Origin of the sequence: Variovorax sp. Root473 (genome assembly GCF_001426505.1) — a bacterium.
In the GTDB taxonomy this organism is placed as follows: domain Bacteria; phylum Pseudomonadota; class Gammaproteobacteria; order Burkholderiales; family Burkholderiaceae_C; genus Variovorax.
Window position 1 is genome coordinate 1908333 of record NZ_LMEV01000017.1, and the last position, 20440, is coordinate 1928772.

15 protein-coding genes are annotated in these 20440 nt (G+C 69.1%); 1 reads left to right on the top strand and 14 read right to left on the bottom strand.

Going from position 1 to position 20440, the window contains the following annotated elements; all coding sequences use genetic code 11:
- Window positions 1-4: 4 nt before the first annotated feature.
- The 12 genes from ASD34_RS22320 to alaS form a co-directional block, all read right to left on the bottom strand.
- The gene (locus tag ASD34_RS22320; RefSeq protein WP_056582186.1) at window positions 5-976 is read right to left on the bottom strand and encodes a VOC family protein; all 972 of its coding nucleotides are present in this window, start codon (window positions 974-976) and stop codon (window positions 5-7) included.
- A 13-nt stretch (window positions 977-989) separates the two neighbouring features.
- Window positions 990-2465 carry an aldehyde dehydrogenase gene (locus tag ASD34_RS22325; RefSeq protein ID WP_056582188.1) on the bottom strand — a complete coding sequence of 492 codons (1476 nt, stop codon included), beginning with the start codon at window positions 2463-2465 and terminating at the stop codon, window positions 990-992.
- A gap of 8 nt (window positions 2466-2473) precedes the next feature.
- A complete protein-coding gene (locus tag ASD34_RS22330; RefSeq protein WP_056582191.1) occupies window positions 2474-3274 on the bottom strand; it encodes an aspartate dehydrogenase in 801 nt (266 codons plus the stop codon).
- Window positions 3275-3294: 20 nt separating this feature from the next.
- Window positions 3295-4992: a thiamine pyrophosphate-binding protein gene (locus ASD34_RS22335; protein WP_056582192.1), complete on the bottom strand. Its 1698-nt coding sequence runs from the start codon at window positions 4990-4992 to the stop codon at window positions 3295-3297.
- The gene (locus ASD34_RS22340) at window positions 4985-5824 is read right to left on the bottom strand and encodes an SDR family oxidoreductase (protein WP_056582194.1); all 840 of its coding nucleotides are present in this window, start codon (window positions 5822-5824) and stop codon (window positions 4985-4987) included. Before ASD34_RS22340 ends, ASD34_RS22335 begins: the two co-directional genes overlap by 8 nt.
- 16 nt (window positions 5825-5840) lie before the next feature.
- Window positions 5841-6680 carry an IclR family transcriptional regulator gene (locus ASD34_RS22345; protein ID WP_056582196.1) on the bottom strand — a complete coding sequence of 280 codons (840 nt, stop codon included), beginning with the start codon at window positions 6678-6680 and terminating at the stop codon, window positions 5841-5843.
- A gap of 35 nt (window positions 6681-6715) precedes the next feature.
- Window positions 6716-7585, bottom strand: coding sequence for an alpha/beta fold hydrolase (locus ASD34_RS22350; protein ID WP_056582198.1), 870 nt, complete (start codon window positions 7583-7585; stop codon window positions 6716-6718).
- Window positions 7586-7600: 15 nt separating this feature from the next.
- A complete protein-coding gene (locus ASD34_RS22355) occupies window positions 7601-8158 on the bottom strand; it encodes a cupin domain-containing protein (protein ID WP_056582199.1) in 558 nt (185 codons plus the stop codon).
- Between the two features lie 43 nt (window positions 8159-8201).
- Window positions 8202-9017 carry an SDR family oxidoreductase gene (locus ASD34_RS22360; protein ID WP_056582200.1) on the bottom strand — a complete coding sequence of 272 codons (816 nt, stop codon included), beginning with the start codon at window positions 9015-9017 and terminating at the stop codon, window positions 8202-8204.
- 20 nt (window positions 9018-9037) lie between these two features.
- Window positions 9038-10021 carry a Bug family tripartite tricarboxylate transporter substrate binding protein gene (locus tag ASD34_RS22365; protein WP_056582201.1) on the bottom strand — a complete coding sequence of 328 codons (984 nt, stop codon included), beginning with the start codon at window positions 10019-10021 and terminating at the stop codon, window positions 9038-9040.
- Window positions 10022-10242: 221 nt separating this feature from the next.
- Complete coding sequence (locus ASD34_RS22370; RefSeq protein ID WP_056582202.1) at window positions 10243-11259, bottom strand: 2-dehydropantoate 2-reductase; 1017 nt, start codon at window positions 11257-11259, stop codon at window positions 10243-10245.
- 32 nt (window positions 11260-11291) lie between these two features.
- Complete coding sequence (gene alaS / locus ASD34_RS22375; protein ID WP_056582204.1) at window positions 11292-13916, bottom strand: alanine--tRNA ligase; 2625 nt, start codon at window positions 13914-13916, stop codon at window positions 11292-11294.
- A gap of 261 nt (window positions 13917-14177) precedes the next feature.
- Between alaS and ASD34_RS22380 the strand changes: the two genes are divergently transcribed.
- Window positions 14178-14999 (top strand): ferritin-like domain-containing protein, encoded by an 822-nt coding sequence (locus ASD34_RS22380; RefSeq protein WP_056582207.1) that lies wholly within the window; start codon window positions 14178-14180, stop codon window positions 14997-14999.
- A 719-nt stretch (window positions 15000-15718) separates the two neighbouring features.
- On the opposite strand, the gene ASD34_RS22385 is transcribed toward ASD34_RS22380, so the two are convergent.
- Both ASD34_RS22385 and ASD34_RS22390 read right to left on the bottom strand, forming a co-directional pair.
- A complete protein-coding gene (locus tag ASD34_RS22385; protein ID WP_056582209.1) occupies window positions 15719-19120 on the bottom strand; it encodes an efflux transporter outer membrane subunit in 3402 nt (1133 codons plus the stop codon).
- Window positions 19108-20433 carry a hypothetical protein gene (locus tag ASD34_RS22390; protein WP_056582211.1) on the bottom strand — a complete coding sequence of 442 codons (1326 nt, stop codon included), beginning with the start codon at window positions 20431-20433 and terminating at the stop codon, window positions 19108-19110. Before ASD34_RS22390 ends, ASD34_RS22385 begins: the two co-directional genes overlap by 13 nt.
- Between the last annotated feature and the right edge of the window lie 7 nt (window positions 20434-20440).

A 20440-nucleotide genomic window follows, 5' to 3' on the forward strand; every position in this document is an offset into this window, starting at 1 on the left:
GGGTTCACTTTTTCTCGGTCAGGAAAGCACCTTTCGGGCCTTCCGCGTTCTTCTGGCGACGGGTGTTGCCGTCGAGGCCACCGTCGACCGCCCATTCGGCGAACACGGTCGGGCCGGGTTCGAACTCGCGCGGCTGCCAGTCGGCCGTGAGCTGGTCTTCGTCGGCGTAGTACTCGATGAGGCCGCCGGCCGGGTTCTTGAAGTACCAGAAATACGCGGACGACACCGGGTGACGGCCCGGGCCCAGCTGGGTTTCCCAGCCGCAGCGCGAGAAATGCAGGCCGCCGCCGAACACCTCGTGGATGTCGCGCACGGTGAAGGCCACGTGGTTCAGCCCGCGCTTGCCCGACGGAATCTGCAGCAGGAACAGGTCGTGGTGGCCGCCCTCGGGCGCGCAGCGCATGAAGGCGCCGCGGTTCGGATAACCGTCGGACGAAACGAAGCCGAAGCGCTGCGCGTAGAACGCGCTCGTGCCCTTCACATCACTCACGAAGAACACGACGTGGCCGACCTCGATCGGCGTGGCACGTTCGTAGATCGGCGCGGGCTGGTTCACGCGCGGCTTGGCGTTCCAGGTGTTCATGGCGCCGCAGTCGACTTCGACCGCGCGCTTGCGGCTGACCTGCAGCCGCACGGCCAGGCCGTTGGGGTCGGTGCAGCCGATGCGGCGCGCGCCGTCGACCGTGGTGTCGGTGAAGGCCGGGTCTTGCGCGATGGCGGCGGCGTAGCGCTCCAGGTCGGCGTCGCTTTGCACGCCCCACACCACTTCGCGCAGCGTCGGGCCCTCTTCCATCGCGGGCGGCAGGCCGGGCTTGTCCCACGCCGCAACGACCACCTTGCAGCCGTTGAGGCACTCGAAGACGAGCTCGTCGGCGGCCTCCGACTTCAGTGCGAGGCCCCAGTCCTGGAAGAACTGGCGGCAGGCGGGCAGGTCGTCCGCGCCGTAGGTGATCTGGTCGATGCCAAGTACGCTCATGGTGTGCTCCTGTTCAGTTCGCCCACGGGAGCGGTTGGTCGTTCGTGCCCCAGTACATGCTCTTTTGCTCCATGTACTGGAAGATGCCTTCGCGGCCCTTCTCGCGGCCCAGCCCGCTGTCGCGCCAGCCGCCGAACGGCGTCGACACCGAGAACTGCTTGTAGGTGTTGACCCAGACCGTGCCGGCCTGCACCGCGCGGCCCAGCTTCCAGGCACGCTTGAAGTCGCGGCTCCACACACCGGCCGCCAGCGCGTAGATGCTGTCGTTGGCCTGCGCGATCAGCTCTTCCTCGTTGTCGAAGGGCATCGCGACCAGCACCGGGCCGAAGATTTCTTCCTGGCTGATGCGGGCATTGTTGGTCAGGCCTTCGAGGATCGTCGGCTGGTAGAAGTAGCCCTTGTCGTAGCCGGCGCCGTGCGGGCGCACGCCGCCCGTGCGGATGCGGCCGCCTTCCGACACGCCCAGGTCCACATAACGCTCGATGCCCTCGCGGTGCTTGGCCGTGATGAGCGGCCCCATCTGCGTGCGCTCCGAGGCCGGGTCGCCCACGCGCAGGGCATTGGCACCTTCGGCCAGGCGCGTGAGGAACTCGTCGTAGATGCCGCGCGCCACGAACAGGCGCGAGCCCGCGATGCACGACTCGCCCGACGAACTGAAGATGCCGTACAGCACGCCGTTCACCGCATGGTCGAGGTCGGCGTCGTCGAGCACCATGGTGGGCGACTTGCCACCGAGTTCGAGCGACACCGGCATCATCTTGTCGGCCGCGATGTGGGCGATGTGTTTGCCGGTGGTGGTGCCGCCCGTGAACGACACGCGCTTGACCAGCGGATGCTTGGTGATCGCGTCGCCAATGACCGAGCCCTTGCCCGGCAGCACGCTGACGATGCCCTTGGGCACGCCGGCCTGCTCGCAGATGCGGGCCAGCTCCAGCGCCATGAGCGGCGTGACTTCGGCGGGCTTCACGACCACCGCGTTGCCGGCGGCCAACGCGGGCGCCAGCTTCTGGGCTTCGCTCGCGATCGGCGAGTTCCACGGCGTGATGGCCGCAACCACACCCATGGGCTCGTGCACGCTCATCGTGACGAAGGCACCACGCGAGGGGGTGATGGTTTCTTCGAGCGTTTCGAGCGCGGCGGCAAAGAACTGGAAGGTGCCCGCGGCGCTGGCCACGAGGTTGCGGGTTTCGCTGATCGGCTTGCCGTTGTCCAGGCGCTGCTTCTGCGCGAGCGACTCGCCCTCTTCGCGGATCAGCTGTGCCACGCGGTGCAGCACGGCCGCGCGCTCGTGCGGCAGGCGCTGGGCCCAGCCGCTGGTGCGAAAGGCGTGGTCGGCGCGGGTGATGGCCTCTTCGACGTCGGCCAGGCTCGCAGCCTTCAGGCGCGCGATGGGCTCGCCGGTGGCCGGGTACAGGCTTTCGTAGACGTCACCGCCGCCCAGGCGCCATTCGCCGGCGATGCAGATCGGAAGGAGTTCGGTGGAGATCATGGAGTGGCTCAGATGGCGAGGGCCGCGACGCGGTTGCGCAGCGCGCGCACGGCGCTGTACACGGTCAAGGCCGAGGTCTTGGGGTTGGCCGCGAGCGGCTTGTTGCGCATGGTCAGCGCGAAGCTGCCGAAGGCGCCTTCGGCTTCGACGGTGTGCACGTTCTCGGTGGTGGCCGGGTCGGCAATGAGGCGCACCAGCGTCTGGTCCAGGCCCAGGCCTGCAAGCGAGACGGTGGCCGCCACGTTGGCGTTCTTCGGGTAGAGCAAGGCCGCTTCGCGCGCGCTGCCTTCGAAGATGACGGTTTCGTGGGCCAGCGTGTCCAGGTTGCGGCCCTGCTCGGCCGGCGTGCCCTTCCAGGCCTGCGGCGGTTTGCGGCCCGTGTAGCGCACGCTGCTCAGGCCGCCGATGCGGGCCGCGGCGAGCGCGTCGATGCCGCCGATGGCGCCGGGAATCAACTGCACCTGCGTGTGGCCGGCGACGGCGGCAGCTTCGAGCTTCTCGGCAAAGCCCGCAGCCGACAACGCGCCGACCGACGCGACCACGCAGGGCGTGCCGCGTGCCAGCGCGGGCAGCACGTGCTGCTCGATGGCGGCATGGCCGGCGGTCTCGACCACGAGGTCGATGCCGTCGGCGGGCACGGCGCTGCCGACCTGCGCGTCGGGCGCGACCTTCTGCGCGGCGGCAATACCTTCCGCCGGCACGACGATGGCCACCACCTTCAGGGCGGGATCGCCGCGCAGCAGTTCGAGCACCGAGGTGCCGATGGCTCCGCAGCCGACGAGTGCAATGCGCGTGATGGCAGTGGTCATGCGTGGGGCTCCGCGTTCGCTCACTGGGCCGCGCCGAGCGCGGGAATCTGCGTGACCGTGTTGGTCGGCGGGCCGGCGAAGGAGGTCTTGAAACCGCCGATCGACAGCATGTCGATTTCCAGCAGGAACGGGCCGTCGGCGGCGAGCGCCTTGTCCAGGTGTGCCGGCAGGTCGGCCAGGTCTTTCACGCGGGCATGCGGCAGCGCGAGCGACTTGCACAGCAGGTCGTAGTCGGGCGTGTGCAGCTCGGCGTAGCACTGGCGGCCACCGTACTGCGCGTCCTGGATGTTCTTGATGACGCCGTAGCTCTTGTCGTTCATGAGCACGATGACCATGGGCGCCTTCTCCTGCACCATGCAGGCCAGCTCGCCCAGGTTCAGGATGAAGCCGCCGTCGCCGGCCAGGCAGAAGGTCTTGCGGCCCGAGCCCGTCACCGCCGCGCCGATGGCCGCGCCGATGGCCATGGGCATGCCCTGGCCGATGCCACCGCCCGTGGCGTGCACGCCGGCGCTGGGTTCGAACACGCGCAGCTCGCGGTTGCCCCAGGTGCTGTTGGACACCGTGACGTCGCGCACCCAGTTGAACTGGCGGCCGGCCACCGACTGCAGCTGACGCACGAGCTCGGCGTACGGGCCGAGGCCGTCGCGCAACGTGGCCACGGCCTGGTCGTGCGCGGCGCGCAGGTCGACCAGCAGCTGCGGGTCGGCCTGGTACTTCGCGGCTTCGAGGCGGTCGGCCAGGCCGTCGAGGGCCAGCGCGGAATCGCCGCAGACAAAGGCCTCGGAAGCGTAGCAACGGCCTTCGGCAGCGGCATCGGCGTCGATGCGGTACAGCGGGCGCGGCAGCTTCAGTTCGTACTTGAGCGTCTCGTTGCCGCGCAGGCGCGAACCGACCACGAGCATCGCGTCGCAGGTTTGGTAGAAGGCCTCGACGGGCTTCTGGATGTTGTAGGCGCCGAGCGAGCCGGCGTCGTCCTCGGGCACCGTGCCGCGGCCCTGCGTGGTCGTGACCACGCCGAAGCCCAGCTTCTGCAGGCGCTGGATGGCGGCGCGGGCATGGCGGGCACCGCCGCCCACCCACAGCAGCGGGCGCTTGGCGGCTGCCAGGCGCGACGCCAGTGCATCGAGACCGGCGGCCGACGGCACGGGGCGCTCGATGGGCAGCGGCGACAGGTCGGCCGGCATGGTCGTCAGCGCCGACTGGATGTCGATCGGAATCTCCACGCTCACGGGGCCGGTCGGCGCCGTCATCGCGAGCTGCACCGCGCGCTTGAGCGTGCCGAGCACCGTCTCCACGCTGCGCACGCGCAGCGCGGCCTTCGACACGGCCTTGAGCATGGTGAGCTGGTCGGGCGCCTCGTGGATGTACGACATGCCCTTGTCCAGGTACGGCGTCTCGATCTGGCCCGTGATGTGCAGCAGCGGCGCGCCGGCGGTCAGCGCCTCGACCATGCTGCCGGCGATGTTGCCCGCGGCCGGGCCGGTGCTGGTGATGCACACGCCCAGGCTGGCGGTGGAGCGTGCATAGGCGTCGGCCATGTTGCCCGCGCCGGCCTCGCCGCGCGCCGAGATGAAGCGCACCGTGCCGCGCTGCGCGAAGGCATCGAGGATCGGCATGTTGTGGATCGAGATCACGCCGAAGGCTGCCTTGACGCCGCACTGTTCGAGGAAGGCGGCGACGACGGCGCCGACCGTGACGGTGTTGTTGGGGTTATGCATGGCGTGAATGGCCTCCGGAAATATCGATGTGGCTGCCCGTCGTATAGGAAGCGAGCGGTGAAGCAAGGAAAAGGATCGCGCGCGCGGCTTCGGTCGGAAGCCCCAGGCGACCCAGCGGGATGTGTTTGGTGGTGGCGAGCTGGCCGCTCCAGGCGGCCCAGTCCTGCGCCTTGTCTTCGCGCGCCTCGAAGCGGCGGCGCCACTGGCCCGATTCGACGAGGCCGATCAGGATGCCGTTGACGCGCACGCCCTGCGGCGCGAACTCGGTGGCCATGGAACGCACGAGGTTCAGCAGGCCGGCGCGCGCGGCCGAGGTGGCGACCATGTGCGGCTCGGGCTGGCGCGCCAGCAGCGAGTTGGCGCAGACGATGGCCGCATCGCCGAGCACGGCGCGCTGCGCCGTGAGCTGGGGCAGGAAGGCGCGCGTCGGGTGGATGACGGAGAAGAACTTCAGGTTCAGCTCTTGCATCCAGGCTGCGTCGTCGGTGTCGGCGAAGGTGGAGACACGCCCCTGCCCTGCGTTGTTGACCAGCATCGAGGCCGGGCCGAGCGCGGCCTCGCTGGCGGCGGCGAAGGCGCGCACCGAGGCGGCGTCGAGCACGTCGCAGGTCTGCGCGAACAGCTTGGCGTCCGGGTACGTCGCGCGCAGGCCGGCCACGGCGGCATCGAGCCGTTCGGCGTTGCGCCCGCACAGCGCCACGGCGGCGCCGCAGCCCAGCAGCAGCGCGACCGTGGCCAGGCCGATGCCCGACGACCCGCCCGTGACCACGGCCACGCGGCCGGCCAGTGCGTCGGCGGCGAAGAAAGAGGAGGAAAAGGCGGAGGTCGTCATGATCGAAAAAAACGAGTCAGGCGCTGCGCAGCGGAACCACCTTGGCGGCGCTGTTGCGTGCTGGCGAGTAATTGAGCAGGCCCGAGATCTCGTCGGCGGTGCCGCGCACGCGCTGCACCATCTCGTCCATGCGGTTCTCGTCGATGTGGCCCGAGGTGATGGTGGCGCCCAGTGCCGCCACGATGTGGCCGCTGTGGTCGCGCACCGGCGCGGCGATGGTCGAGATGTTCGACTCGAAAAAGCCCTCGCCGAGCACATAGCCGCGCTGGCGGTCGGCCTGCACCATGTCGAAGAGTTCGTTCACGGTCTTGGGCGTGCTCGGCGAGAAGGTCTCGAGCTTGTCTTCGGGGTACAGCGCGCGCAGCTGCGGCAGCGTGAGGTCTTCCAGCAGGATGCGGCCCAGCACCGTGGCGTGGGCCGGCAGGCGCGTACCCACCGTGACCGAGCTGGCAAACGGCGTGGCCGGTGCCACCTTGGCGACGTAGACGATCGAGCGGCCGTCGCGCACCACGAGGTTGCAGGGCGTGCGCAGCTCGTCGCACAGGCGGTTGAGCAGCGGCGTGCCCAGTTGCGTGAGTTCCAGCGAAGCCAGGTATTCGAAGCCCAGGCGCAGCACGGCCAGGCCCAGGCGGTAGTCGCGCCCGCCCTCGGCGCGCTCGAGGAAACCCATGTTCTCCAGCGTGGTGAGCAGGCGGAAGACGGTCGAGCGCGGCAGGTCGAAACGGCGCGCCAGCTCGGGCGCGGAGAGCGTGCGGCTCTCGCGGCTGAACTCGCACAGCACGCGCAGGCCGCGCTCCAGCGCGGGCACGTTGTAGCGGTCCGCGCCCTCTTCCATCACTTGGTTGTCGGTGGCCATGTCGGGTTCCTCTCGGTTCTCTTGTTCGTGCCGGGTCAGCCGGCGAGCGATTCGCGCAGCAAGGCGGCAATGGCCTGCGGTTGTTCCACATAGCCGGCGTGACCCGCATCGTCCACCAATTCGAGGGGCACGCCGCAGCGGCGCGCGACTTCCTCGCAGGCGGCCGGCGGCGTGACGACGTCGAGCGCGCCGCAGGCCACGCGCACGGACATCGGCGGCGGCAGGTCAGCCAGCAGGTCGGCGTTGCACAGCAGCTCGACAGCCTGGCGGTAGCCGTGGTCGTTCAGGCGGGCCATGTTCCAGCGCACCCACTGGCGGGCGTGCTCGCTGGCACCGTCGGACACGAGCCGGCCCGCGCGCTTCGCGGCCATGCCGGCAATGCCGAGGTCGTCGAGCGTGGCCAGGCGTTCGGCGCGCACCCTGGCGCGGGCATCGATGCGCTCGGGTGCGCCGTAGCCGATGGCCGGACTCACGAGCACGAGGCGGCGGATGCGCGCACTGGCGCTCGCGTCTTCGCGCGCGGCAGATGCGGCGACGATGGCGCCCAGCGAATGGCCGACGAGCACGCAGGAGCGGATCGCGAGCGCATCGAGCATTTCTTCCAGGCGCGCGGCGTAGTCGGCGGCAGTCGGCGCGGCCGCGGCCAGCGGCGTCGAGCGGCCGTAGCCCGGCGCGTCCCAGGCGATGACGCAGGCCTGCGGCGCCAGCAGCGCCGCGGTGTCGAGCCACGAGGCCGCGCCCGAGCCGATGCCGTGCAGGCACACGATCACCGGGCCCTGTCCGCACTCGCGCACCGACACCACCGCGCCGTTGCCGACCGCGACGTCGCGGGCCGGAAATCGCGCGTCGAGGCGCGCCAGCTCGGAAGCCGGCAGGGTCTGCGCGGGAATGTCGATGGTGCCCATGGCCTGTTCGCTCGCTCAGCGCTTGATCTTGGCCAGCGGGTGATCGGCCGGATACGTCGGCTTGATCGGCTTTTGCGCGCCGAGCATCACGCACATCAGCGCGTCTTCGTCGCCGATGTTGATCTCTTCGCGGTACACGCCGGGCGGCACCGAGATCAGGTCGCGGTCGGTCATGATGGTTTCGAAGCGCTCGCCGTCTTTCTCGATCACGACCTTGAGCTTGCCGCGGATCAGGAAGAACACTTCTTCCACGTCGGTGTGCAGGTGCGGCGGGCCTTCGTGGCCGGCCGGGATCACCATGGTCGAGAAGGTGAAGTGCTCCGAAGGCACGGTGTTGGCGTCGGCCGCGACACCGGTGCCGCCGGTGCCCACGTAGCGCATCTGCGCGCGGCGGAACTTGGGGTCGAAGTCGGCCTGGAACTTCAGCGCATCCCAGTCGTACGTACGGGTTTCGTAGCGCGCGATGCGGGTGTTCATCCACTCGGCCAGGCTGCTGCCTTCGGGCTGCACCAGCGTGCTGCCGACGGCTGCGGCGGTGTTGTTGATCTTCTGCTGTTCGGACAAATCGCTCATGGGTGTACTCCTTGGTCGGGAAATTCGGTCGGTGGTGACAGGTTCAGTGCATCGCGAAGCCGCCGTTGACGGCGAGCAGCTGCCCGGTGACGAAGCGCGCCAGGCCGGACAGCAGGAACACGGTGGCGCCGCAGACGTCGGCCGCCTGCTGCTCGCGCGGGATGGCGCGGCCTTCGAGGTACTTCTGGTGGCGCGCCATCGGCACGTACTCGGTGGCCTCGACCAGCGTGAGGCCGGGCGCCACGGCGTTCACCGTGATGTTGTCGCCGCCCCATTCGCGCGCCAGCGAGCGCGTCATGGAAATGACCGCGCCCTTGCTCGATGCATAGGCCAGCAGGTTGGGCGCGCCCCACAGCGCCGTGTCCGACGCGAGGTTGACGATGGCGCCACGGCCGCTGGCCGCCAGCGCGGGGCGGCAGGCGCGGCCCATGAGCCAGCTGCCGCGCACGTTGACGTTCATCACGCGGTCCCACATGTCGATCTCGAGCTGGTGCGCGTCGCGCCCGCCCGAGTTGGTGATGGCGGCGTTGTTGACGAGGCCGTCCAGGCCGCCCAGCAGGTGCACCGCCTCGGCGGCGCCCGCCTCGATGGAGGCCGGGTCCGACAGGTCGATCGCCAGCGCGTGCGCCGTGCGGCCCGCATCGCGCAGGGCCTTCGCTTCGGTTTCGGCCAGCTCGCCGAGGATGTCGGCCAGCACCACGCTCGCACCCGCCGCGGCCACGCACTGCGCGAACGCCAGGCCCAGGCCGCGCGCACCGCCCGTGACGAGCACGCGGCGGCCGGCCAGCAGGTTGGCGGGCATCTCGGCCAGCAGCGACTGCAGGCTGGAGGGATCGGCGATGGCTTTGAGGTCGGTCATGGCGGGCGTCTTTGTGAGGTTCAGTCGGCCTGGATGCCGAGTTCCTTGATGACCTTGCCGAAGCGCGCGAAGTCGGCCGCGTTGGTCTTGGCGAGCACGTCGGCGTCGCCGCCCACGGGCGTAGTGCCCAGCACGGCCATGCGCGCGACGATGTCGGGCATCTTCAGGATCTCGTTGAAGTGGCCGTTGAGCGTCTTGACGATTTCGGGCGGCAGGTTGCGCGGGCCCCACAGGCCGTTCCACGCGGTCAGCTCGACGTCCTTGTAGCCCAGCTCGGCGAAGGTCGGCACCTTGGGCGCGAGCGGCGAGCGCTCGCGCGAGGCCACGGCCAGCGGAACCATCTTGCCGTTGGGCATGTACGGCGCCACCGGGCCCAGCGTGATGAAGGTCACCGGCACGTGGCCGCCGAGCACGTCGTTGACGGCGGGCGCGACGCCCTTGTACGGCACGTGCGCCAGGCTGGTGCCCGAGGCGCGGGCGAACATCTCGCCCAGGATGTGCATCGGCGAACCGCTGCCCGGGCTGGCGTAGCTCAGCGACTTGCCGCCCTTGGCCGCGGCCACCGCGTCTTTCAGGCCCGTGTAGCCCTTGGCGCCGCTGGCCACGAGGAAGAGCGGCAGGTTGCCCGTCTGAACGATCGGTGTGAAGCCATTGAGCACGTCATAGCCCGAGCCGCTGCCGGTCTTGAGCACCAGCTGCGCGATCGAGAAGGTGCTGGGCGCCAGCAGCAGCGTGTAGCCGTCGGGCGCGGCCTTCGAGACATAGGCGCTGCCGATGATGCCGCTGGCACCGGGACGGTTGTCGACCACCACGGGCTGGCCGACGCGGGCCGAGAGCTTCTCGGCGTACAGCCGCGCCAGGGCGTCGGTGTCGCCACCCGCCGGATAGGCAACGACCAGCGTGATCGGCTTGCTGGGGTAGGTGTCTGCCCAGGCAAATCCGGAAGCGCAAGCGGCGGCCAGGGAGACGGCAGCGGCGATGGCGAGGCGGCGAGTGTGTGTCATCGGGGGGTCCGTGGAATCGGTGGTTTGTTTCACTAAAGAAACAACGATTTATTAATGGAACACCGCGAGGATACCGAGGAAGACAACTTCATGAGTAGGTAGAAACCCTATCAAGCTACAACGAGCGGTGCGTGCGCCAAGAAAAAGGGCGGCCTTTTCGGGCCGCCCTTCGGGGGAGAAATGCGCGGTGCGGGGTCGCGCGGGCCTGGTGGGCCTGGTGGCTAGAGGCCGAGCGCGTCCTGCAGCTGGCGCGCCGTCCAGCGCTTCGGGCTTTGCGGCCAGGCCTGGAGCAGCGCGACCATGCGCGCATTGCGCGGTGCGCTCAGGCCGAGCTCCTGCGCAAGCCGCACCACCTCGCCGCTGAGCGCGTCGATCTCGGTACGGCGGCCCAGCGCCAGGTCATCGGCCATGCTGGAGCGGGCCTTGGCGTCGATGCGCAGCATGCGCGCCGCGACGATGCGAAACAGCCAGTCGGGCAAGCGCAGCAGGCCGGGCAAACGACGCGCGGGCACGGCCGCCACCTGCGCGGGCACGATGCCACCGGCGCGCAGCACGCCCAGCGTTTCGTCGATGAGCGCCGCGAAGCAACGGCGGTAGCCGCGCTGCATGAGCTCGTCGCGCAGCGGCAGGCCCGACAGCGCGTTGACCGGGTTGTTGAGGTTGAGCAGCAGCTTGCCCCACTGCACCGGCAGCAGGTTCTCATGCAGGTCGAGCGGCACGCCGGCGCGCTCGAACACGGGCAGCCAGTCGCGCAGCATGGAGTCGTCTTCCGCGGCCAGCCGGCCGGGCGTGCCGCGATGGAAAGCCCCATCGTCGATTTCCGCGACGTTATACGGGACCATGCCAGCGCGGATGTTGAGCGAGGGGCCTGCCTGCCCGGCGGCGGCGCAGTTCGAGATGCCGTTCTGCAGCGAGACCACGGTGGTACCGGCAGGCAGCGCAAAGGCCAGCTCGCGCGCCGCCTCGGCGGTGGCACCGCTCTTCACGCACAGCAGCACCAGCGCGGGCCGCGCACCCACCGGCACCTGCTCGCACAGTCGCAGCGTGGGCGCCGCCAGCTTGTGCCGGGCGCCGTCGAGGTCGGTGAGCGTGAGGCCGTGGCGCGCGAGCTTGTCGAGCACGCGCGGACGGCCGACGAAGGTGACGGGCACGCCCGCCGCCGCCAGGCTGCCGCCGATGAAGCAACCGATGGTGCCCGCCCCCATCACGAGCACTTCACCGGGGATCGCGTCGGACATGAAGTGCTGTGTGGAAAGTGAGCGAGATGAACTCAGACGCGTTGAGCGACCCAGGCCTGCACCGATTGCAGCGCGGCCGGCAGGCCCGCGGCATCGGTGCCGCCGGCCATGGCCATGTCGGGCTTGCCGCCGCCCTTGCCGCCGACCTGCTGGGCCACGAAGTTGACCAGCTCGCCGGCCTTGACCTTGCCGATGCTGTCGGCCGTGACACCGGCCGCGATCTGCACCTTGTCGCCGTCGACGGCGGCCAGCACGATGGCGGCGGTCTTTAGCTTGTCCTTGAGCTTGTCCATGGTGTCGCGCAGCGTCTTGGCGTCGGCGCCGTCGAGCTTGGCCGCGAGCACCTTGATGCCGTTGACGTCCACCGCCTGCGCGATGAGCTCGTCGCCCTTGGACGATGCGAGCTTGCCCTTGAGCGCGCCCACTTCGCGTTCGAGCGTCTTGACCTGCTCGAGCACCTGCGAGAGGCGGCCCTGCAGCTCGGCGGCCGGCGACTTGAGCGTGGCGGCCACGCTGTGCACGGTCGATTCGAGGTCTTGCAGGTACGACAGCGCGTTGGCGCCCGTGACGGCTTCGATGCGGCGCACGCCGGCGGCCACGCCGCCTTCGCTGACGATCTTGAACAGGCCGATGTCGCCCGTGCGGCCCACGTGGGTGCCGCCGCACAGTTCGCGGCTGGTGCCGATGTCGAGCACGCGCACGGTCTCGCCGTACTTCTCGCCGAACAGCATCATGGCGCCGGTCTTCTGGGCCGAGTCGAGGTCCATCACGCGGGCCTGCGTGGGCGCGTTGTCCAGGATCTCGGCGTTGACGCGCTTTTCGATCTCGAGGATCTGGTCGCGCGTGACGGGCGCGTTGTGCGCGAAGTCGAAGCGGGTCTTGTCGGCGTCGACCAGCGAGCCCTTCTGCTGCACGTGGTCGCCCAGCACTTCGCGCAAGGCCTTGTGCATCAGGTGGGTGACCGAGTGGTTGCGCATGGTGGCGGCGCGGCGCGCGGTGTCCACCGCGGCCTTGACCGCGTCGCCCACCTTCAGCGTGCCTTGCGTCTGCGTGCCGTGGTGGCCGAACACGTCGGCCTTGATCTTCTGCGTGTCGTCGACGCCGAACTGCACGCCTTCGGCCACGAGCACGCCCTGGTCGCCGACCTGGCCGCCGCTCTCCGAATAGAAGGGCGTGGTGTCGAGCACCACGATGCCGCTCTGGCCTTCCTTCAGCTCGTTGACGGCCACGCCCTCGAGGTACAGCGCGACGACCTTGGCGTTTTCTTCGAGGTGCTCGTAGCCGGTGAAGGTGTTGCCCGCGCCGGCGTATTCGACGTTGCGGTCCATCTTGAACTTGCCGGCGGCACGGCCCGCGGCCTTCTGCTTTTCCATGGCGGCGTGGAAGCCCGCTTCATCGACGCTCAGGCCGCGCTCGCGGCACACGTCGGCCGACAGGTCGAGCGGGAAGCCGTAGGTGTCGTGCAGCTTGAAGGCGACGTCGCCCGGCAGCACCTTGGCATCGCCGGCCAGCGCCGCGTCGAGGATTTCCATGCCGTTGGCCAGCGTTTCGAAGAAGCGTTCTTCTTCGGCCTTCAGCGTGTCGATGATGCGTTTCTCGTCGGCCACCAGCTTGGGGTAGGCGTCGCCCATGAGCTTCACGAGGTCGGGCACCAGCTTGTGGAAGAAGGGCTTCTTCTGGCCCAGCTTGTAGCCGTGGCGAATGGCGCGGCGCACGATGCGCCGCTGCACGTAGCCGCGGCCTTCGTTCGACGGAATGACGCCGTCGGCCACCAGGAACGAGGTGGCGCGGATGTGGTCGGCGATCACGCGCAGCGAGTTGTTCGACAGGTCTTGCGTGCCCGTTTCGCGGCCGGCGGCCTTGATGAGCGCGTCGAAGATGTCGATTTCGTAGTTGCTGTGCACGTGCTGCAGGATGGCCGCTAGGCGCTCCAGGCCCATGCCGGTGTCGACGCAGGGTGCGGGCAGTTTCTTGACCGAGCCGTCGGGCTGCATGTCGAACTGCATGAACACGTTGTTCCAGATCTCGATGTAGCGGTCGCCGTCCTCATCGGGCGAGCCGGGCGGGCCGCCGGCGATCTCGGGACCGTGGTCGTAGAAGATCTCGGAGCACGGGCCGCAGGGGCCCGTGTCGGCCATCATCCAGAAGTTGTCGGACATGTAGCGCCCGCCCTTGTTGTCGCCGATGCGCACGACACGCTCGGGCGGCAGGCCGATCTCTTTCGTCCAGATGTCGTAGGCCTCGTCGTCCTCGATGTAGACGGTGGCCCAGAGCTTTTCGGCCGGCAGCTTGTAGACCTGGGTCAGCAGCTCGAAGGCCCACTTCAGCGAGTCGCGCTTGAAGTAGTCGCCGAAGCTCCAGTTGCCCAGCATCTCGAAGAAGGTGTGGTGGCGCGCGGTGTAGCCCACGTTCTCGAGGTCGTTGTGCTTGCCGCCGGCGCGCAGGCAGGCCTGGACCGAGGCGGCGCGCACATAGGGGCGCTTGTCTTCGCCCAGGAACACGTCCTTGAACTGGACCATGCCGGAGTTCGTGAACATGAGCGTCGGGTCGTTGCCCGGCACCAGCGAACTCGAAGGCACCACGGTGTGGCCCTTGGAGGCGAAGAAATCGAGAAAGGTCTTGCGGATGTCCGCGACCGTGAATGTGGGCTGGCTCATCTTTGGATTTCGTCTTCTGTCAGGGCGGCCTGGCGATGGCGACCCTGCGTCGAAACCACTGCGTTGAACCGGCCTAACTGCTTGATTTGCTTGAACAATCGATTATAGGTTTGCGCATGGTGCCCGGGCCCGCCGCGGGCCGTGCGCACGCGCGATCCGGGCGCCGGGGCTAATATGGACGGCTGAAGCGGTGCGCGCCCTCCCCGGCTGCAGCCTGTTTCTTCCCTGTTTTCATCGGCAACCATGAATCAAGGAGCACGCATGGCGGGTCAGGCGTCGGAACACTGGAAGATCGAAGACCTCGATTTCTCCCGCATCGCACGCGAGCAGGTGCGCACGGACGAGAACCTCTTCTACCTGGTGGCGTCGGCCTCCTTCATCGAGAGCGGCTCCGACCTGTACACGCAGAACCTGGTCGATTTCTTCCGGGGCGACGACGAGGTCACCGAGTGGCTGTCGAACCACTGGGAGCAGGAAGAGCTGCAGCACGGCCGGGCCCTGCGCGCCTATGTGCGCCACGTGTGGCCCGAGTTCGACTGGGACACCGCCTACCATGGCTTTCTGGCGGAGTACGCCACCTACTGCAAGGTCGAGCTGCTGGCCCCGACCCGCGCCCTGGAAATGACCGCCCGCTGCGTGGTCGAGACCGGCACCGCCACCTACTACCGCGCCATGGCCCGCAGCACCACCGAGCCGGTGCTGCGCGATCTGGCCACGCGCATCGCGACCGACGAGGTCAACCACTACAAGCACTTCTACCGGTTCTTCCGCCGCTACCGCGCGCAAGAGCGGCTGAACCGCTTGCGCGTGATGGGCACCATCGGCCGGCGCACCCTGGAACTGAAAAGCGAGGACGCGGACTGCGCCGTCCGCCATGTGGTGAAGGCCCGCGCCCCGCACCGGGCGGGCGATGCAGCCTATGTGCAGCAGCTCAGCGCGCGCATGAACAGCACCATCCGCAACAATCTGAGCCCCGGCGCCACGCTCAAGATGCTGATGCGCCCGCTGGAACTGCCGGCCCGCGTGCAGACGGTGATCCAGTACCCGATCCGGCAGTTCATGGAACACGTCTTCCTGCGCTGAACGGCAAAAAAGGGCAAAAAAAACCCAGCTCGGATGCTGGGTTGAATCTCTGGATTGCTGTCACGCACAGAGAACCCGCACTTGAAGCGAGTCCGCAAAATTTAGGGCTGCGCCCGCCGTGGGGTTGTCAGACAACACCGACAGTTCTGCCTGCTCGGGCGAGTGGACGAACGCCTAGAGCTCCGAAAACTGCCAAATTTTTCACACTTTTTAACTTGTCCTACGGTTACGACATTTTTCAGCTGACATGTTCCACGGCCGCCGTCGCCGACGATGCACTTGCTGTCACGCAACAGGGCCGCAGAAGAAGAGCTCTCTGTTTGCCTTAGAGCGCGCCCCTTCAATCGGGCTCCTCGAGATACCCGCTTCGGCGGGTATTTTTTTGTCCGCTGCAGGCCTGCGGCCGTCCTAGCACATCCACTTGACGGGTTTTCCCACCCCGATGGGGACAATGTTGTGGAAAACCGTGTGTGCAGCGCGCGAAACCGTTGACTGGCGTGGCCTCCAACGCGGTGCCCGCGAAAGAGGCAGCGAAGGGAAAAAACCCGGGGAAATATTTTTCTCGGCGTTTTCGCCACACCGAATGGGTCGTTTCATCGACGCACACTGCCGCTCGAACTCGCAGCGAACCTCGCCAACCACCCCCGCCGGCCCCCTGAAAACTGCGCACAGCCTCCTCCGGCACCGGGCTGCGTCGCGGACGCGGGTCTCCCGCGCGGCTACGCGCGGCCCCAGCCGCCGCCAAGCGCCTTGTACAGATTCACCGAATTCACCGCCGCCTTCAGCTGCAGTTCGATGAGCTGCTGCTGCCCGGTGTAGAGCTCGCGCTGCGCATCCTGGCTCGAGAAGTAGTCTTCCATGCCGCTGCGAAAGCGCGTGCGCGAGATGCCGGCCACCTTTTCGAGCACCAGCACGCGCGCCTGTTGCGCCTCCAGCTGCGGCTGAAGGTGGTCGCCGGCGATCAGCGCATGGGCCACCTCGCGAAACGCCACCTGCGCCGCGGATTCGTACGAGGCCATCGCCGCAGCCAGCCGCTCTTCGCTGGCGCTCACGTTCGCGGAGCGGCGTCCCCAGTCGAAGATCGGCAGCGACACGCCCAGCACGCCGGCCCAGCTGCTGTTGCCACTGTCGAGCAGGGTCGACAGCTCCTTGCTGACACCGCCGGCCAGTGCCGTGAGCGAGATGGTCGGCAGCATCGCAGCCTTGGCCGCGCCCACGCCCGAGTTCGCGGCCTCGACGCGCGCATAGGCCGCGAGCAGGTCGGGCCGGCGCTGCAGCAGGCTCGACGGCAACCCGGCCGCGACCTGCGCCGTGGAGCGCTCGGGCCAGGGCCGCGCGCTGCCCGTCTCGGGCGGCACGGGGCGGCCGACCAGCACGTTGAGCCACTGCAGGTCCTGCGCGACGCGCATGCGGTATTCCTCCTGCCGCACGCGGGCGTTCTGCAGCAGCGACTGCACGCGGTACACGTCCAGCTGCGCCGCGCCGCCGACCGCGCGGGCGCGCCCGATCATGTCGGCGTTGGCATTCAGCGTGGCCTCGTTGGCCATGGCCAGCGCGAGCAAGGCGCGGTCGGCGCGCAGCGTGAGGTAGGCGTTCGACACCTCGCCCACCAGGTTCATGCGCGCGGCCGCGTGGTCCTTGTCGCCGGCTTCGGCGAGGGCGCCGCTTTGTTGCGCGGCGCTTTGCTGGCGGCCGAAGAAGTCCAGCTCGTACGACATCACGCCGGCCTGGATGTCGAAGCTGTTCGACACGCGCCCGTCCGACGGCAGGTTGCCGACCGGACTGAGCGAGCCCTGCGGCGTGGTCTGCGCCCGCTGGCCATGCGCCGACAGGCCCACCTGCGGGAACAGCGACGCGCGGCTGCCCGCATAGGTGGCGCGCCCTTCGCGCGCTTTCGCCGCATAGGCGCGCAGGTCGCGGTTGTTGTCCAGCGCCGTGGCGATCAGGCCGCGCAGTTCCTCGTCCTGCACGAAGTTGCGCCAGTCCATGGGCTGCGCGTCTGGCGCCGTGGTGCCGGCCGGCCATTGCGTGGGCACCGCAAGGTCGGGTTCCTTGAGCGGCGGCGTGAGGTTGCAGCCCGTCGTCACCAGCACGATGCAGACGGCCAGCACCGCCAGCAGCAGGCGCAGCGACAGGCGCGCGAAGCCCGCGCCCGGTGCGCGAATGCCCGCACTCGCCATGAGTGCCGAAGCCGCCTGCCAGGGTCGCACCTGCACCGCCACGTGGCTCGGCGGCACGTTGAAGACGTGGCGCACGAGGTGCTCGCGCTGCGCTTCTGTGGCGTCGAAGCTCAGCTCGGCCCCTGCCCTGCCGCGCGCGGCGAGCCGGGCCGGCAGCCAGCCGACCGGCCCGACATGCACCTCCAGCGGTTGCCCCACGCGCAGGCGCTTCAGCGGACCGCGGCCCTCGAGCAGCGCACCGTCGGCCGCGATGTTGACGAAGCGGGATTCGCCCTCGCCCGCGGCCGTGCGCACCCGTGCCCGCGCGCGCCAGGGAAAGCGCTCTTCCTGCTGTGGACGCGGCAGGTCGACGCAGGCCATGAGCGCGCCCAGGCACAGCACCAGCGCGATGCCGGTCCACACCAGATTGAGCTGGTCGCCCGGCGTCAGCGCTGCACCGCTCAGGGCCGCCATGGCGGCCGCGCCCTGCAGTGCCACGAGCAGCCCGCCGAAGACGCCCACCAGCTTCCAGTGCACCACCGTGCGCGAGCGGTCGAGCCCCTTGGCCGTCACCTTGAACGGATGGCCGAAAGGCTTGAGCATCGCGCGCGCCAGCGTGCCGCTCACGGCCATCGCCGCCACCAGCTGGCTCACCTCGCTGAACACCGGCAGGCAGCGCCGCTGGCTGATCCAGTAGCTGTAGGCCCAGAACATCATGAGCGACGGCAGGCCGTAGGCGGCAAAGGCCTGCGGTGTCGCATGGAAGGCCGACACGCCCGCATACCAGTACAGCGCGGGCGCCAGCAGGATCAGCACCATGAAAGGCTTGCCCAGCCAGTGCAGCAGCCCGTGCACGAAGTGCAGCCGCGCCGGCAGGCTGTAGCCCCTGCCGAGCAAGGGCCCGTCGGGCAGCAGCGCGAGCTGCACCGTGCCCAGGCACCAGCGGCTGCGCTGGTTGATGTAGTCGACGATGCTCTCGGCCGACAACCCATTCGACAGCCGCTCGCCGAGCCAGCGCGTGATGCGGCCCTGGCGCAGCAGCAGGTAGGTGGTGTGGATGTCCTCGCACACGCTGCCGACCGGAAACCCGCCCGCCTCGGTGATCGCGTCGCGCCGCACGATGAACGAGGTGCCCACGCAAAACGCCGAATCGACCGCGTCCTTGGCGGGCTGCAGCACGTCGAAGAACACGCGCTGCTCGTCGACCCAGCTGTCGGTGGCGCGCAGGTTGTGCTGGATAGGGTCGGCGTTGTAATAGAACTGCGGCGTCTGCACCAGCCCCACGCGGCGGTCCTCGAACAGGCCGAGCATGCGGTAGACGATCTGGCGTTGCGGGGCGAAGTCGGCATCGAGCACGAGGATGAACGGCGCATCGGTCACGCCTGCCGACAGGCGCAGGCCGTTGTTGAGGTTGCCGGCCTTGGCGTGCGTGTTGTCGGGCCGCCGCGCGTAGTGCACGCCGCGGCGCTCGCAGTAGTCGCGCAGCCAGTCGCGACGCGTGTCGTCGAGCACCCAGACGTTCAGCCGCGGGTAGTCGATGGCCTGCGCGGCGATGATGGTTTTCTCCAGCACGGCCAGCTCTTCGTTGTAGGTGCAGATGAAGACGTCGACCGCCGGCACGTCGTCACCGCGAGCCCGCAGTGCGGCCTCGCCCCGGTCAGCCTGCGCGCGGTTGTCGCGGCGCCGCATGAGCATGTGGATCGACATCAGCGTGTAAACGATGGCCATCAGCTCGAAGCACAGGAACACCCACGCGAACAGCGTTTCGAAACCCAGGTCCGACGGCGGCATCGTGGCCACGATGCGCCAGACGGCGTAGCGCAGCAGCAGCAGCGCGGTCAGCGCGCCGAACAGCACCCGGTGCGTGATGCGTTCGACGCGGGCCCAGGTCATGAGGAGCAAGGCGAGCCCTGCGACCAGTGCGTTGAGCTGGAACTCCGGTGTGGCGATCAGGCTGGACATGATGGAACGGCTCCCGTGGCAATGGTCTTGCCGGTGAAGGGGTTGAAACCCGTGGCGGCCAGGGCGATCCAGGCGGTCGCGCCCAGGTGCGGCCAGTGGTAGTAGAAGAAATCGGCACCGGTCGAATCCGGACCGATGGCCAGGCCGGTCGAGATGCGCGTGCCCGGCGTGGCGTAGTACAGGCCGTTGCTGGCGCGCTGTGCCGCGAGCAACTGCCACAGCGCCTCGGGCGCCGCACCCTTGCGGGCCACCAGCGTGGCGGCGGCCTGCGCGCTGCCTTCGGTCCAGATGCCGTCGGGCTCGCGCGAGAAACCATAGCCCGCGCCGGAGCGGTGGTGCTTCTCGACCCAATCGAGGCTGCGCACCCAGGCGCACGAGCCTTCGGGCGCCGCGAGCAACGGCCACAGCTGCGCATCGAGGCCGGAGCCTTCGGTGGAGACGGTGGCGCCATCCTCCCTGGTGCCGATGTGGAAGCGCTGCTCCGACGGGTTCCACATGCGGCCCACGAAATCGAGCGCGGTGCGCGCCTGCCTTTGCTCCGCCGCATCGGGCTGGCCCTCGGCACGCACCGCCCGTGCGGTCCACGCCGCCGCCATGGCGATGTCCAGGTTGTGCTCGGTCGACTTCCAGGTCTGCGCGCGCTGCGCGTTGTCCCAGCCGTGGCGCCCGCCGTTGTAGCCGTCGGGGCCGTTCCTGGCGCGCGTGTTCTGCTCGGTCCAGGCCAGCAGCCGGCGCGCGGTCGCCAGGTAGGCGGGCGTCGGTTCGGCCTGGTGCAGGTTCAGCAACAGCAGCGCGGCCCAGGCCACGTTGCCGGTGGCGGTGCTGACCTGGTACGCATCGGCGATCCACTGCTTGCGCCCGGCGTCCCAGCGGCCGGGCAGCGCGGGCTTTTCCTCGGTGACCGGCCCGGCGCGGTAGGCATTGCGCACGCGGCCATCGGGCGTGGTCTGGTCGTGCGCCACGGCACGCACCACGGCATCGCCGATGCGCCGGGCGGCAGCGCGGTCGCCGCACGCGAGCAGCGCGATGCCGGCCAGCGCGTTGTCGTAGGTGAAGGCTGCACCGGCCAGCGCAGGTTCGAACGGCGGTTCGCCGGACGCATTCGTGGTGCGGTAGCTGGTCAGGAACAGCGGCCCCGCGGCCGCGCCGCCCTGGTCGTGCGCGACGGCGCGCCGCAACCCGTCGCAGCTGTCGCGCGCAAGGGCCTGCTGCGTGGCACCGGGCGAAGGCGCAGCGACAGCCGCAGCGCCCACCAGCGCGATCGATGCAGCGACGCAGCGCGCCCTTGCGGCGAGCGACACAGGAATCGGCATGGCGTTC